At 73.7% G+C, this 14438-nt stretch carries 14 protein-coding genes and 1 riboswitch; of the genes, 6 read left to right on the top strand and 8 right to left on the bottom strand.

Annotated elements, in window-relative coordinates:
* Positions 1–29 precede the first annotated feature (29 nt).
* From ACGF4F_RS17505 to ACGF4F_RS17495, 3 genes are all read right to left on the bottom strand, one after another.
* Positions 30–1034, bottom strand: coding sequence for an inorganic phosphate transporter (locus ACGF4F_RS17505; protein WP_357443433.1), 1005 nt, complete (start codon positions 1032–1034; stop codon positions 30–32).
* Between the two features lie 4 nt (positions 1035–1038).
* Positions 1039–1665 carry a DUF47 domain-containing protein gene (locus ACGF4F_RS17500; RefSeq protein WP_073837884.1) on the bottom strand — a complete coding sequence of 209 codons (627 nt, stop codon included), beginning with the start codon at positions 1663–1665 and terminating at the stop codon, positions 1039–1041.
* 143 nt (positions 1666–1808) lie between these two features.
* Positions 1809–2783 (bottom strand): PPK2 family polyphosphate kinase, encoded by a 975-nt coding sequence (locus ACGF4F_RS17495; RefSeq protein ID WP_357443431.1) that lies wholly within the window; start codon positions 2781–2783, stop codon positions 1809–1811.
* Positions 2784–3107: 324 nt separating this feature from the next.
* On the opposite strand from ACGF4F_RS17495, the gene sigJ reads away from it, so the two are divergent.
* Positions 3108–4067, top strand: a complete 960-nt coding sequence (gene sigJ / locus ACGF4F_RS17490; RefSeq protein ID WP_357443529.1) for an RNA polymerase sigma factor SigJ — start codon at positions 3108–3110, stop codon at positions 4065–4067.
* Positions 4068–4073: 6 nt separating this feature from the next.
* Here the strand turns inward: sigJ and ACGF4F_RS17485 are convergent, their stop codons facing one another.
* A complete protein-coding gene (locus ACGF4F_RS17485) occupies positions 4074–4580 on the bottom strand; it encodes a DUF402 domain-containing protein (RefSeq protein ID WP_357443429.1) in 507 nt (168 codons plus the stop codon).
* Between the two features lie 84 nt (positions 4581–4664).
* On the opposite strand from ACGF4F_RS17485, the gene ACGF4F_RS17480 reads away from it, so the two are divergent.
* Positions 4665–6851 (top strand): ATP-dependent DNA helicase, encoded by a 2187-nt coding sequence (locus ACGF4F_RS17480; protein WP_357443427.1) that lies wholly within the window; start codon positions 4665–4667, stop codon positions 6849–6851.
* Positions 6852–6950: 99 nt separating this feature from the next.
* Here the strand turns inward: ACGF4F_RS17480 and ACGF4F_RS17475 are convergent, their stop codons facing one another.
* Entirely contained in the window at positions 6951–8249 is a 1299-nt protein-coding gene (locus ACGF4F_RS17475; protein ID WP_393078355.1) for an AI-2E family transporter, read from the bottom strand.
* Between the two features lie 155 nt (positions 8250–8404).
* Here ACGF4F_RS17475 and ACGF4F_RS17470 point away from each other — a divergent pair, with 155 nt between their 5' ends.
* Complete coding sequence (locus tag ACGF4F_RS17470; protein WP_357443425.1) at positions 8405–8752, top strand: co-chaperone GroES; 348 nt, start codon at positions 8405–8407, stop codon at positions 8750–8752.
* A gap of 76 nt (positions 8753–8828) precedes the next feature.
* Positions 8829–8996, top strand: coding sequence for a hypothetical protein (locus ACGF4F_RS17465; protein ID WP_357443423.1), 168 nt, complete (start codon positions 8829–8831; stop codon positions 8994–8996).
* Positions 8997–9085: 89 nt separating this feature from the next.
* Here the strand turns inward: ACGF4F_RS17465 and ACGF4F_RS17460 are convergent, their stop codons facing one another.
* Positions 9086–10570: a PrsW family intramembrane metalloprotease gene (locus tag ACGF4F_RS17460; protein WP_357443421.1), complete on the bottom strand. Its 1485-nt coding sequence runs from the start codon at positions 10568–10570 to the stop codon at positions 9086–9088.
* Positions 10571–10593: 23 nt separating this feature from the next.
* Positions 10594–10714, top strand: a riboswitch (SAM riboswitch).
* 49 nt (positions 10715–10763) lie between these two features.
* On the opposite strand from ACGF4F_RS17460, the gene ACGF4F_RS17455 reads away from it, so the two are divergent.
* Positions 10764–12083, top strand: a complete 1320-nt coding sequence (locus tag ACGF4F_RS17455) for an aminotransferase class V-fold PLP-dependent enzyme (RefSeq protein ID WP_393078351.1) — start codon at positions 10764–10766, stop codon at positions 12081–12083.
* Between the two features lie 104 nt (positions 12084–12187).
* On the opposite strand, the gene ACGF4F_RS17450 is transcribed toward ACGF4F_RS17455, so the two are convergent.
* A complete protein-coding gene (locus ACGF4F_RS17450; RefSeq protein WP_357443525.1) occupies positions 12188–13447 on the bottom strand; it encodes an FUSC family protein in 1260 nt (419 codons plus the stop codon).
* Positions 13448–13518: 71 nt separating this feature from the next.
* On the opposite strand from ACGF4F_RS17450, the gene ACGF4F_RS17445 reads away from it, so the two are divergent.
* A complete protein-coding gene (locus ACGF4F_RS17445; RefSeq protein ID WP_357443417.1) occupies positions 13519–14160 on the top strand; it encodes a metal-dependent phosphohydrolase in 642 nt (213 codons plus the stop codon).
* Here ACGF4F_RS17445 and ACGF4F_RS17440 read toward each other — a convergent pair.
* Positions 14126–14413 carry a DUF4031 domain-containing protein gene (locus tag ACGF4F_RS17440; protein ID WP_357443415.1) on the bottom strand — a complete coding sequence of 96 codons (288 nt, stop codon included), beginning with the start codon at positions 14411–14413 and terminating at the stop codon, positions 14126–14128. The genes ACGF4F_RS17445 and ACGF4F_RS17440 overlap by 35 nt on opposite strands.
* Between the last annotated feature and the right edge of the window lie 25 nt (positions 14414–14438).

Genomic DNA, 14438 nt, shown 5'->3' with positions numbered 1-14438 from the left:
GGTGGCCGGGAGCCCTCCCCACGTCAGCCTCAGAACAGCGGGCGGACCAGCAGATACGCCAGGCAGGCGATGGCCGCCGAAGCCGGGAACGTGATGATCCAGGCGATCACGATGTTGCCGGCCACGTTCCAGCGGACCGCGGAGAGCCGCTTGGTCGCGCCCACACCCATGATCGCCGAGGTGATCGTGTGGGTGGTGGAGATCGGGGCCTTCAGCACCAGGGCGTTGAAGTAGAGCACGGCGCTGGCCACCGTCTCGGCGGCGAAGCCCTCCGGCGGACCCAGGTCGATGATCTTGCGGCCGAGGGTACGGATGATCCGCCAGCCACCCGCGTAGGTGCCGGCCGCCAGCATGGCTGCCGAGGTCCAGAACACCCACTGCGGGATGTGGGTCTTGTCGGACTGGTAGCCGCCCGTGTAGAGGGCCAGCACGATGATGCCCATGGTCTTGGCGGCGTCCTGCATGCCGTGCCCGACCGACATGGCGGCGGCCGAGGCGGTCTGCGCCCAGCGGAAGCCCCGGTTCAGCTTGGCCGGCTGGCCCTTCCGGAAGAGCCAGAGGATCGCCAGCATCACCAGGAAGCCGAGGATCAGGCCGACCACCGGCGAGAGCACCATCGGGATGATGACCTTGTCGATGATGTTGCCCCACTGCACGACGCCGTCGGCGGCGAACAGGGTGGCGCCGACCAGGCCGCCGAAGAGGGCGTGCGAGGAGGACGACGGCAGGCCGAAGTACCAGGTGATCAGGTTCCAGGCGATCGCGCCGAGCACGCCGGCGAAGACCACCCCGAGGCTGGTCACCCCGGTGGGCAGGGTGACCAGGCCGTCGCCGACCGTCTTGGCCACCCCGGCGCCGAAGTGCGCGCCGACGAAGTTGCCGACGGCGGCCAGGGCGAGGGCGACCCGGGGGGTCAGCGCCCGGGTGGAGACGCTGGTGGCGATCGCGTTGGCCGCGTCGTGGAAGCCGTTCGTGTAGTCGAACGCCATGGCGACCACGATCACCGCCAGCACGGCGATGAGTTCGGGAGTCACGGGATCAGGACTCCTTGACCGCGATGGTCTCGACGGTGTTGGCCACGTGCTCGAAGGCGTCGCAGGCGGCCTCCAGCTCGTCGGCCACCTCCTTCATCTTCAGCACCGTCAGCGCGTCGTACTCGCCGGAGAAGAGGCGGACGAGCAGCATCCGGTACGCCTGGTCACCGTCGTTCTCCAGGCGGTTGCACTCGATCCAGTAGTCCTCGAGGTTCTTCATCGACCGCAGCTGCGGCATGGCGTCGGCGGTCAGCTTGGCCTGCTGGTCCAGCACGTTCACCAGCTCGTGCAGCTCGCGCGGAAGGGCGGGGAGCTTGGTCAGGCCGTACAGGTAGAGCAGGTTGCCGACCGCCTCCAGGTGGTCCATCACGTCGTCGAGCAGCGAGCCCAGACGGTAGATGTCCTCCCGGTCGAACGGGGTGATGAAGGTGGAGTTGATCTTCTTGAACAGCTCGTGGGTGATCTGGTCGCTGTCGTGCTCGACCTCGGTCAGCCGCTCGCTGACCGACTGCACGTCAACTCCGGGCAGCGCCAACTCGTTCAGGAGCTCGGTACCCCGCACCAGGTTCTGCGCGGCCCTGGTGAAGAGCTCGTAGAAGGCGCCCTCGGTGGGACGGAAGGAAAACTTCACAGCACGGACCTCGTCGTGTCGGTGGAAGGGTGGCCGTCGCCCCGAAAGGGCGTCCGCTCTGCGCATGCTAGGTACCCGGAGTAACGGGGCATCCTTCGGCCCACCCCTGGTCAGGGGTGATTTACCGCTCGTTCACCTTCCGTTCACCTTGACCTTCTCGGGCCCTCACCCCGCAACCGGTCGCGCTCCCGCTGGACGTCGAAGTCGGCGGGCGGATACCCCAGATCCAACGCGTCGAACGTCTCCCGGAGCAGGTGGGCCACCGCCCAGTCGCGGTACCACTTCCGGTCCGCCGGCACCACGAACCAGGGCGCGGCGTCCGTGCCGCACCGCTGCAGCGCCTCGGCGTACGCGGCCTGGTAGTCGTCCCAGCGGGCCCGGGTGTCAAGATCGCTCGGGTTGTACTTCCAGTACTTCGTCGGGTCGGTGAGCCGCTCCATCAGCCGCTCGCCCTGCTCGGCATACGAGATGTGCAGCATCACCTTCACCAGGGTGACCGAGTCGTCGGTCAACTCCCGCTCGAAGGCGTTGATCGCGTCGTAGCGCCCCCGCCAGGTTGCCTCGTCGACCAGCGACTCGACCCGGGCGATCAGCACGTCCTCGTAGTGGGAACGGTTGAAGATCCCGACGTAGCCGGGCGGCGGCAGGGCCCGCCGGATCCGCCACAGGAAGTCGTGCCGCGACTCCTCCTCGGTGGGCGGGCCGAACGAGCGGATGTGCAGGCCGAGCGGGTTCATCGCGCCGGCCACCCGCTTGATCGTGCCGTCCTTGCCGCCGCAGTCCATGGCTTGGAGCACCAGCAGCACCCGGCGCGGGCGGCCCCCAGCCAGGTGGGCGCCGGCCTGGGCCGGGGCGCTGGTCGGCGCCTCCGGACCGGCGGCGCCCTTCGCCTCGGCGTACAGCATCTCCTGCTGGCGGCCGAGCGCCACACCGAGCAACTCGACCTGCCTACGGGCCCACTCCTTGGGCCCGCGCCCGCTCCCCGCCACCGGGGGCAGCCCCGGCGTCGACCGGGGATCGATGCCCGCGAGGTCCACGGCCGGGCCACCCGGCGCCACCCGCAGCAGCTCCCGCATCGGGCCGCCCACGGGCCGCACCACCTCATCGACTCCGCTCATCCCCCGATCTTCACCCACCTCACCCATCCCCGCCTCCCGAGCGCCCCGCGCCCCGCGCCCCGCGCCAAGATCTACACAGTTTCAGGGAAAGAGGTGCTTCCGGCGCGCCGGAGGCAGCATCTTCCGTGACCTAGTGCGGATCTTGCTGGGTGGCTGACCGGCCTGGCACCCAACGCTGCGGAGGGCACGTGAAGTGCGCGGATCTTGGCCGTGGGCAGGGCGGGGCGCGGCGGGACAGCGAACGTGTCACGTTTCGGGGCGGTGGGTCGTCCAGAGGTATGGGGAGAATGTGGTCTCCGACGGGAGGGAGCGGCCGTGACGGACCTGGCGGCGGAGTTCGCGGCGGAGTTCGAGGCGGAGCGCGGCCATCTCATGGCGGTCGCCCACCGGATGCTGGGCAGCCGGAGCGAGGCCGAGGACGCCGTCCAGGAGACCTGGCTGCGGTACGCGGGCGCGTTCGCCGATCCGGCCGCCCGCGCCCAGATCCGCGAGCTGCGCGGCTGGCTGACCACCACCTGCTCGCGGATCTGCCTGGACGTGCTCCGTTCCGCCCGGGTACGCCGGGAGGCGTACCCCGGTCAGTGGCTGCCGGAGCCGGTGGTGACCGACGTGCCCGCGGCGGACGGTTTCGCTCCCGACCCGGCCGAGCGGGCGGTCCGCGCCGACCAGCTCGGCACCGCCCTGCTGGTGGTGCTGGAGCGGCTGAGCCCGGAGCAGCGGGTGGCGTTCGTGCTGCACGACGTCTTCGCCGTGCCGTTCGCCACGGTCGCGGACGTGCTCGGCACCACGACCGTCGCGGCTCGGCAGCTCGCCTCCCGGGCCCGCCGGGCGGTGACCGCGCCGGATGTCCCCCGGCACACCGCCGACCTCGCCGAGCAGCAGCGGGTGCTCGCCGCGTTCATCGCCGCAGCGGAGTCCGGCGAGCTGGAGCGGCTGGTCCAGGTGCTCGCCCCGGACGTGGTGTTGATCGGCGACAGCGGCGGGCACTTCCCGGCGGCCCGCCGGCCGGTGGTCGGCGCCGAGGCGGTGGCTCGGTTCGTCCTCGGGCTCTTCGGCCAGGCGAGCCGCTACGGCGACCGCGTCCTCGCCCGACCCGTGTTGGTCGACGGCGCGCTCGGCTGGCAGGCGGAGACGGTGTTCCGGGACGGGCGGCCGATCCGCGTGGTCACCTCGTTCGCGGTGCACGACGGCCGGATCACGGGTGTGTTCAACCAGCTCAATCCGGAGAAGGTGGCCCAGCTGCCGGCGGTGGGGGCGCAGACCGGCTGGCCGCCGCACTCGTGAGCCGGCTCAGACCACCAGGGCCAGCCACTTCCGGTACGACGTGGCGAACGGCTCGGTGCCGTCCCCGAGCGCGCCGAACAGCCAGCGGGCGGCCGCCTCGGCCTCGACGACCAGGTCGTCCGGATAGCCGAACCGCTCCCGGTGCTCGGCGAACTCGTCCTCGTCGCGCAGCTCGACCACGCCGGTCTCGCGGCGGCGCACCACATCCAGGTCGAGATCGATCAGGTTGACCGTCTCGTCGCCCTCCCAGCGGGCCGGGGTGGCGATGTCGCAGTAGACCTCGCTGGTCCGCGGCGGCGGGTTGAACATCCCGGTCCACCAGGCGTGCCGGGGCACCAGCAGGACGAACGGGATCTGCTCGACCGAGGGCCGGCCGTGGTAGACCGATCCGGTGCCGGCCGGTACGCCGAGCCAGACGCCGAGGTCGTCCTCGGCGAGCCGGCGGGCGGGGTAGTCGCGGTGGGCGCTGCCGTCGTACTTGCGGTAGATCACGCGGACCACGTCGCTCGGCATGACTGGCACCCTAACCGATTCCGGCCACGCGACGCGATCGGCAGGTAACCGGACGCGACCCGGCCGGATCGCGCCACGCGGCGGATGGGCGGGACCGCTGTCGGCGGCGGCGGGTACGGTCGCACGGTGACCCCGCCCCCTGCCGCCACCGGTCCCGCCGTCAGAAAGCAACGTCGGGGCACCCGGCCCGGCGGCGGCGAGCTGCTGGCCGCCGCGGTCGGCGCGGTCCCCGGGGGCGCGACCCGGCCTGGTCAGCAGCAGATGGCCGAGGCGATCGAGCGGAGCATCGCCTCCGGCGAGCACCTGCTGGTGCAGGCCGGCACGGGCACCGGCAAGTCGCTGGCGTACCTGGCCCCGGCGCTGGCCGTGGACGGCCCGGTGGTGGTCTCCACCGCCACCCTGGCGTTGCAGTCCCAGCTGGTCGACCATGACCTGCCCCGGCTGGCCGACGCGGTGGAGCCGCTGCTCGGCCGCCGCCCCACCTTCGCGGTGTTGAAGGGTCGGCACCACTATCTCTGCCTGGCTCGGCTGGACAACTCGGTCGAGGAGGAGCCGGAAGACACCCTCTTCGACACGCCCCGGCCTGGCGGGGGCACCAAGTGGCTCGGCGAGGCGGGCCGGCTCGGCAAGCAGATGCAGCGGTTGCGCGACTGGGCGGAGGAGACCGCCACCGGCGACCGGGACGAGCTCGACCCGGGCGTCGACGACCAGGTGTGGCGGTCGGTCTCGATGCCGGCCCGGGAGTGCGTGGGCGCCACCCGCTGCCCGTTCGGCCAGGAGTGCTTCGCCGAGGCCTCGCGGGTCCGGGCCCGCGAGGCGGACATCGTGGTGACCAACCACAGCCTGCTCGCCGTCGACATGCTGGCCGGCCGGCACATCGTGCCGCCGCACAAGCTGCTGGTCGTCGACGAGGCACACGAGCTGGCCGACCGGGTGTCGTCCGCCGCCCAGGCGGAGCTGGTCCCGGAACTGATCGACCGGTCCGCCCGCCGGGCCCGGCCACTGCTCCGCCCGGAGGTCGCCGAGCGGCTCACCGAGGCGGGCGACGCCCTCGCGGTGGGGCTGGCCGAGGCGCCGGCCGGGCGGCTCACCGCTGGCCTGCCGCCGCCCCTCCGGGAGGCGTGCACGCTGCTCGACGCGGCGACCCGGGCTGCGCTGGAGGCGATCGGCGAGATCAAGGCCGACGACCCGGACCCGGTCCGCAAGCAGCAGGCCAAGGCGGTGCTGGACGAGCTCTCCACCACCGCGCAGCGGCTGCTGGAGGAGGCCGACCACGACGTCGCCTGGGTGGAGAAGCCGGAAAACGGCAGCCGGCGGGCACTGGTGGTCGCGCCGCTCTCGGTCGCCGGCACGCTCGCCACCCACCTGTACGACGAGCGCACCGTGGTCGCCACCTCGGCGACGCTGGCGCTGGGCGGCCGGTTCGACACGGTGGCCCGGGCGCTGGGGCTGGAGGCGCCGCCGCCCGCCCCGCCCTCCCCGGCCGCCGCCGCGCTGGCCAGCGCGGCCGCTGCCGGCCGCACCGGCGCCGCCACCGGGCCGGTGGCGAGCACTCCGGGGAGCCGGGCCGCGGTCGGGACGGTGCCGGCCACCGAGGGGCCCGGCTGGCGCTCGCTCGACGTCGGCTCGCCGTTCGACTACGCCCGACAGGGCATCCTGTACGTCGCCGCGCACCTGCCCCGGCCCAGCGTCTCCGGGCTGCCCGAGGCGGCCGGCGAGGAACTACTGGCGCTGGTCGGCGCGCTCGGTGGGCGTACCCTCGGGCTCTTCTCCTCGCGGCGGGCCGCGCAGCAGGCGGCGGAGTTGCTCCGCGCGCGGACCGACCTGCCCGTGCTGCTCCAGGGCGAGGAGGCGTTGCCGCTGCTGGTCCGCCGGTTCCGGGAGGAGCGGGAGAGCTGCCTGTTCGGGGTGATGTCGCTCTGGCAGGGGGTGGACGTGCCGGGTGACGCCTGCCAACTGGTGGTGATCGACCGGCTGCCCTTCCCCCGGCCGGACGAGCCGCTCGCCGCCGCCCGCGCGGCGGCGGTGGACGCCGGCGGCGGCTCCGGCTTCGCGGCGGTCAGCGTGCCGATCGCGGCGGTCCGGCTGGCCCAGGGCGTCGGCCGGCTGATCCGGGCGACCGGCGACCGCGGGGTGGTGGCGGTGCTCGACTCCCGGCTGGAGACGGCCCGCGGCTACGGCCCGTTCCTGCGGCGCTCGCTGCCGCCGTTCTGGTACACCACCCGCCCGGACGTGGCCCGGGGCGCGCTGGAGCGCCTCGGCAAGTCCTGACCCCCGCCCGGCGTTGACGCCACTCCGGGTGCGGCCGGCGCGGTTCCGACGGTCCGCGCGCCGGCCGCACCCGGAGTGGATCGAGCCGGGGGACGCGCGTCAGGGGGCCTGGGAGGCGACCACCACGGCGTCCGGTGGGGTGTCCGGGACCGTCCGGGCGGCGAGCCGACGGATCGCGGTGTTGAGCACCGCGATCAGCGGCACCGCGACGAGCGCGCCGGCGATGCCGGCGAGAACCACCCCGGCGGCGATCCCGATGATCACCGCGAGCGGGTGGATGGCCACCGCCCGACCCATGATCAGCGGCTGGAGCACGTGCCCCTCCAGTTGCTGCACGCCGATGACCGCGCCCAGGATGATCAGCGCGGTGACCGGGCCGCTGTCGACCAGCGCCACCAGCACGGCCACCCCGCCGGAGAGCGCGGCTCCGACTATCGGGATGAACGCCCCCAGGAAGACCAGCGCGGCCAGCGGGAACGCGAACGGGATGTTGAAGATCACCAGGAAGATCCCGATGCCGACCGCGTCGATGAAGGCGACCAGCACGGTGGCCCGGACATACGCGCCCAGCGTCGCCCAGGAGGCCCGGCCGGCGTCGTCGACCTTCCACCGGGCGGCCACCGGCAGCAGCCGGACCAGGAACCGCCAGATCTTGTTGCCGTCGCGGAGGAAGAAGAAGGTCGCGAAGAGCACCAGGATGGTGCCCGTGAGCACCTCGGCCAGGGTGGCGGCGGTGGAGAGGGCGCTAGTGGTGAACGTCTTGGAGTTGCCGCTGATCCACTTCTGCGCCTCGTCGATGTAGTGGTTGATCTGGCTGTCGGACACGTGCAGCGGGCCGGTCTTGAGCCAGCTCTGGATCTGCCGCACGCCCTGCGACGACTTGTCGCTCAGCTCCGGCACGCCGGCGATGAACTCGTTCACCACCAGGGTCAGCGTGCCGACCACCGCGGCCAGGCCGCCGACGAGCACCACCCCGGTCGCCAGCGACCGCGGGAAGCGGGCCTTGAGCAGCCAGCCGACCGCCGGGGCGAGCAGCGCGGAGAGCAGCAGCGCGATCGCCAGCGGAATGATCACGATGCGGATCGTGCCGACGATCTTGAGCAGCGCCCAGGCCACGAGGCCGATCACGATCAACCGCCAGGACCAGGCCGCGGCGATCCGCAGGGCGTGCGGCACGTCCGCGTCGTCCCGGCTGGTGGTCGAGTTGTGCAGGGCCGCCGGAGGGGCCACCCCGGCCGTCGGGGCGCTGGCGGGGGCGGCCGGGCCCGGCGTGGACGGCGAGGGCGCCGCCGACTCCCCCGGCGCGTCGTCAGGGTCGATCCGGTCGGCCCGCGCCGACTGGCGGCCGGACTCGTACGCACGGCGGAGCCGTCTGCGCATCCGCTCGAAGCGGCTCAAGCGCACCTCCCGCAATTCTGGTCCGCCCACGACACAGGGCGGACAGGATACGTCCGTCCGCCCCACCCTAGGGCGAGTTCGCCACACATTGCCCCTGTCCCGCGCCAATCAACCACGCCGACGGTCGACCACGGGGCACGCGGTAGCGTCTTCGCGTGACCGTCGACCAGAACCTCGACTCCGGCCTGCCGATCCGTCTGCTGCACGACCGCGTGCTGGTGCGTACCGAGGGCGGCGAGGGTGAACGCCGGTCCACCGCCGGCATCGTGATCCCGGCCACCGCGGCCGTGGGCAAGCGGCTGGCCTGGGCTGTCGCCGTGGGGGTGGGCCCGAACGTGCGCTCCATCGTCGCCGGCGACCGGGTGCTCTTCGACCCCGACGACCGCTCCGAGGTCGAGTTGCACGGGCGGGCGTACGTGCTGCTGCGCGAGCGGGACGTGCACGCCGTCGCCGCCGAGCGGGTGGAGAACGAGTCGACCGGTTCGACCGGCCTCTACCTGTAGCCGCCCGCCCCGGGGTGCCGTTTGCGCCGCTTCCCCCTGGGAAGCCAGGCAAGCACCAGCGCCCTGGGGAGGGACCATGCCGGTATTCGTGAAGAAGCTGCTGATCGTGGGAGCGGTCGGCTTCCTGATCTTCTTCATGGCGTTCCGGCCGGACGGCGCGGCGCAGCTGTTCAAGTCGATCGGCGCCCTCCTGATGGCCATCGCCCAGGGCCTCGGCGACTTCCTCAGCGGCCTGATGGCCTGACCTCGCCGCTGTCCCGCCACCGTCAGGCCCTCGGGGGTCAGGGCGCGGCCGGCACCGGAGACCGGGTGCCGGACCAGCCGGGCGGGCCGTCAGGCTCCGGGGGGCCAGGGCGCGGCCGGTCGGTGGCCGTACCAGCCGGGCGGGCCGTAGGGGGACGGCTGGGCCGGGGGCGGGGCCAGCACCACCGGGATCGGCACCACCGGCTCGTCCGGAGCCGCCACCGGCCGCTGCGAGCCGTCCGGGAACCGCAGGTGGTAGTGCTGCCCGTCCCAGACGCCGACCGGGGCCTGCGGATCCCGCCCCACGAAGAACGACCGGTACGCGGTGATCGCGTCCAGCAGCTCCCGTTCCTCCCGTAGGGTCCGCTCCCGTTCGGCCGGCTTCCGGTCCAGCCCGCGGCGCATCCCGTCACGCAGCAGCGCCAGCCGGGTGGCGGCGAACTGGTAGCCCCGCATCGCCTTCAACCCGCCGTCGCCGGCCACCCGCCGGGCCCAGGTACGCGCGGCGTGCCGCCGCCCGAGGCTGCCCAGCGCCGCCACCTCGGGCGGGGTGAGCCAGCCGGCCCGGACGTAGTCCGGCAGGGTCCGCTCGGTGAGCCGCCCCTCCCAGGCGCGCAGCCAGACCGCCAACCCGACCATGCCGAAGAAGATCGGCACCATCACGCCGATGTAGCCGTACAGCACGATGATCGGCTGCCCGGTGGCGACGGCCAGCGACGGCAGCAGGTTCCAGGTGCCGTGCAGCATCATCGCCAGCAGCAGGCCGGCGATCGGGGCGAGGACGCGGATCCGCCGGTCGGCGGTGCGGGCGGCGACGCCCAGCCCCACCCCGGTCATCGAGGTGAACAGCGGGTGGGCGAAGCCGAAGAGCAGGATCCGCACGATGAAGATGGCGATGACCTGCTGCGCGCCGGTGGCCGGTCCGTACTCCTCGACGCCGGTACGGTAGCCGTATCCGCCCAGGTAGAGGATGTTCTCCACCATGGCGAAGCCGATCGCGGAGAGCCCGCAGTAGACCAGCGCGTCGGTGATCCCGGAGAACTCCCGGCGGCGGAAGATCAGCAGCAGGATCGGCCCGGCCGCCTTGGTCAACTCCTCGATGAACGGGGCGACCAGCACCGCGGTCAGCGCCTCGGGCAGTCCCCAGTCCTTGAACAGCCGGGCGCCGGTCTCGTTGACCAGCAGCGAGATGGCGGTGGAGACGAACGCGCCCCAGGCGAAGCAGAAGATCAGATACTTCAGCGGCTCCGGCTCGTACCGGTCCAGCCAGAGGAAGCAGGAGACCAGCACCGGCACCGGCAGGATCGCCGCGACGACGCCGACCAGCAGGGCCTCGGCGCCCAGGCTCTCGCCGAGGGTGAAGACCATGAACACCGCGCCGGCGGCGATCAGCAGCACCACCGCGGCGAGCGCCAGGATCCGCCGCCAGCCGAGCCGGCGCAGCGGCATCCGGGGGGTCGACGACCCCGGCGGCGGGAGGGCGGGCGCGGACGGCGGCGGCGGCAGGGCGCCGCCGGGCGGGGTGTCGGCCATGCGGTCAGCGTAGTCACCCGTGGCCCTCTGGTCCGGCCGCATCGGGCCCGGTATGCTGCCGGGCAGGTCACGAGCGCCAGCGTCAAGCCCCGGCTTGCTGGCCGGCAACCCTCGTCGAGTTCGCGGTGGGGTGCCCCGGGTGATGACCGGGCCCAGCCCGAACCGCGTGCTGGGCAAGCGCGGACCCCGTCCCGGTAGCCCACCCCGGGGTCCCCTGGACCCGGGAGGTTCCGGCATGACCGTCACCGTCGTACCCACACTGCCCACGCTGCCCACACTGCCGGCGTCGAGCCGGCCGGATCCGCTGGGTGTGCTCGGCGTACCCGGGGAGATCAACCTGGACTATGCCGCCGGCGCGCCGTGCGCGCGGGCCGCGGCCGACGCGGTGGCCGAGCTGCTGCCCTGGTACGCGAGCGTGCACCGCGGCGCCGGCGCACTGTCGCGGCGCTGCACCCTGGCCTACGAGCGAGCCCGGCAGACGGTCGCGGACTTCCTCGGTGCCCGCCCGGACGACCACGTGATCTTCACCCGGAACACCACCGACGCGGTCAACCTGCTGGCCCGGGCGCTGCCGGCCGGCACCACCGTGGTCACCTTCGCCGGTGAGCACCACGCCAATCTGCTCCCCTGGCCGCGCGGCTCGGTCCGGCTGCCGGTGCCGGCCAGCCCCGCCGAGGCGGTACGCGCCCTCGACGCCGCCCTCACCGAGCTGCGGCGGGGCAGCGCGGGAACGGGTGTGCAGGCCGGGCAGGCCCGGGTCGGCGCCGGAACCCGGCCGGGCCTGCCGGTGCTGGTCGCGGTGACCGGCGCGAGCAACGTGACCGGGGAATGCTGGCCGGTGGCCGAGCTGGCCCGGGTGGCCCACCGGCACGACGCCCGGATCCTGGTGGACGCGGCCCAACTCGCCCCGCACGTCCCGGTGGACCTGGCCGCGCTGGACGTCGACTACCTGGCCCTCTCCGGCCACAAGCTGTACGCCCCGTTCGGCGCGGGCGTGCTCGTCGGGCGCGCTGACTGGCTGGACGCGGCCCCGCCGTACCTCGTCGGCGGTGGGGCCACCAGCCACGTCGGCGCGGCCACCCACGAGGTGCGCTGGGCCGACGGGCCGGCGCGGCACGAGGCGGGCACCCCGAACCTGCTGGGCGCGGTGGCCCTCGCAGCGGTCTGCGCCGCGCTGACCGAGGCGGACCGGGACGAGCTGCACGCCCGGGAGCAGGCGCTGCTGACCCGGCTGCGGAGCGGGATCGCAGCCCTGCCGCACGTGGTGGAGCTGCGTACCTTCGGGCCGGACGCGCCCCGGGTGGGCATCGTCTCCTTCGTGGTCGCCGGACGGGACTCGGCCGAGGTGGCCGCCCACCTGGCCGACGCGCACCGGATCGGGGTGCGGGACGGGCTCTTCTGCGCTCACCCGCTGGCCCGGCGGCTGCTCGCCGAGGCGGCGGCGCGCAGCGGCCGGCGGGATCTGCCGCCGACCGCGCTGCGGGCCAGCCTCGGCCTCGGCACCGCCCCCGCCGACGTCGACGCCCTCCTCACCGCGCTCGCCACCCTCCCCTGACCGCCGCCCGCCACCGGATCGGCCACGGGGAAGCGGGGCTATTCGCTACCGGATGGCCACTCTTTCGGTGAAGCTGCAGTCAAACGGGACACGCGGGGCGGGGGTCAGCCGACGGGGGGTGCGGTGGGGGGCTTGGGGGATTCGCCCTGGTCGGGTGGACCGCCGGTCCGCTGCTCCCGCTCGCCGAAGGCCTGCCGGATCAGCCGGTTCGCCTCCTCCTGGTCGATGCCGGAGGCCACCATGAGGTCGCTCGCCGCGGTGCGGATCTGGGCGATCACCACGCTGCCAGAGAAACCCACCCCCTCGGCGTACGCCCGGCTGGCCTCGCTGACCGCGCGCAGGGACCGTTCCCGGGCCTTCTGCGGCTCCTCCCCCGCGGCGAACTCCTGGCGGAGCAGGCGGACCGACTCGGCGAGGTGGCTGATCGCGTCGGGCATCGGCCCGGGGATCGGCTCCTCGTCCTCGATCAGGGTGACCGAGCGACGGATCAGGGTGCCGCTGTTGCGCATCGCCCGGTCGATCGGGTCGGCCGCCTCGGCGTAGTGGGTCAGCTCGCTGCGCCGGTGCCAGCGGGCCGGCGAGATGGTGGCGGTCTCCTTGGCGCCCTCGATCGCCTCGGAGAGCGCGGCCAGTTCCTCCTTGTTCTCCCGAAGCCGGAGCAACGCCTGCTGCGCCGCGTGCCGGTCCCGATTGCGCAGCGCCTCCGCGCAGGCCTGGAGCTGGTCGGAGAGGAGGTTCAACGCCGGCCGGGCGGCCCGGTTGATCACGCGTAACGGGTTCAGCGGCAGCAGGACCGCGGTGACCAGCAGCGCGATGCCGCCACCCACCGCCGCGTCGATGAAGCGGGGCACCTCCAGATTCTTGGTGGACGGGCTGAGCGTCACGATCAGCACGGCGGTGGCCGCCGCCTGGATCACCACCGCCACGCTCGCCCCGGCGAAGATGCTCAGCAGGATCGCCGCGGTCACCACCAGACCGAGCTGCCAGGCACCGGTCCCGAGGACGTAGATCAGGCCGTCGCCGAGCAACACCCCGATCGCCACCCCGACGATCAGCTCCACGGTCCGGCGGAACCGCTGGCCGACGGAGGCGGCCAGGGTGCCCACCGCGGAGATCGGGGCGAACACCGGCTGCGGATTCTTGAGCAGCCGGTGGGAGACCAGGTAGGCCAGGGCAGCGGCGAGGCCCGCCTGGACGGCGAGGCCGGCGGAGGTACGCACCCGGTGCAGCCGGTCGTGCCAGGTGGCCCGGCCCCGGTGGCGGAGCTCGTCCATCGCCTCGGCGATCCGGGCCCCGTCGACGTCGACCAGTCCCTCGCGCAGCCGTTTACGCCGCAGGAACGGCAGTCGTCGGTCCCGGGCCACGGCCATGGCCGGGACTACCCGTCCTTCACGGGGTGAATCCTCGTCCCGAGCGGTGGGGCAGACTGCACCGGGTGGACGAACTGATGCAGCGGTGGCGGGACGCGGCCCGCGCGGCAGGCGCGGTCGACCCGGCCGCCGTGGCGGGAGCCGGGGTGCGGCTGCTGGCCGGGTGGCGGGAGCCGCACCGGCACTACCACACGGTGGCGCACCTGCGGGCGGTGCTCGACGTGGTCGACGCGTACGCCGGGCAGGCCCGGCGGCCGGAGCTGGTCCGGCTGGCGGCCTGGTGCCACGACGCCGTCTACGACCCGCGGGCCGGCGGGGACGCCAACGAACGGGCCAGCGCGGAGCTGGCCGGCGAACTGCTCGCCGACCTCGGGCTGCCGGCGGACGCGGTGGCCGAGGTACGCCGGCTGGTGCTGCTCACCGCCGGGCACGTGGTGCGGGCGGACGACCCCGACGGGGAACTGCTGTGCGACGCCGACCTGGCGATCCTGGCCGCCCCGGCCGACCGCTACGACCGCTACGCGGCGGCCGTCCGGCGCGAGTACGCCCACGTCCCCGAACCGGCCTTCCGCGCCGGCCGGGCGACGGTGCTGGCCGGCCTGCTGGCCCTGCCCGCCCTCTACCGCCTCCCCGAGCCGCATGCCCGCTGGGAGGAACCGGCCCGGGCCAACCTCACCCGGGAACTCGCTGCCCTGGAAGGCGGGTGAGGTGCTTGGGGCGGCGCAGCCCGGCGTCCCGCAGCAGCCGCACGAGTTCCCGGGAAGGGACCACCCGGGCGCCGAGCCAGACGGCCATCGGGAACCGCTCCGCCGGCAGGTCGTAGTGGTCCCGGTCGAAGCCGCGGCGGGGTGCGCCCAACGCCTCGGCGAAGGCGTGCAGCTCGGCGTACGAGACGTCGCTGATCAGGTGCGACCAGAGCCGTCCCTGCGAGGGCACCACCGGCCGGTCCAGGTACAGCATGGCGACCAACGGTACGCCCGGTTGA

This window comes from Micromonospora sp. NPDC047740, from assembly GCF_043204735.1.
Lineage (GTDB): Bacteria > Actinomycetota > Actinomycetes > Mycobacteriales > Micromonosporaceae > Micromonospora.
The sequence above is the reverse complement of the archived record's forward strand: the minus strand, read 5'-3'. Positions and strand labels throughout refer to the sequence as shown.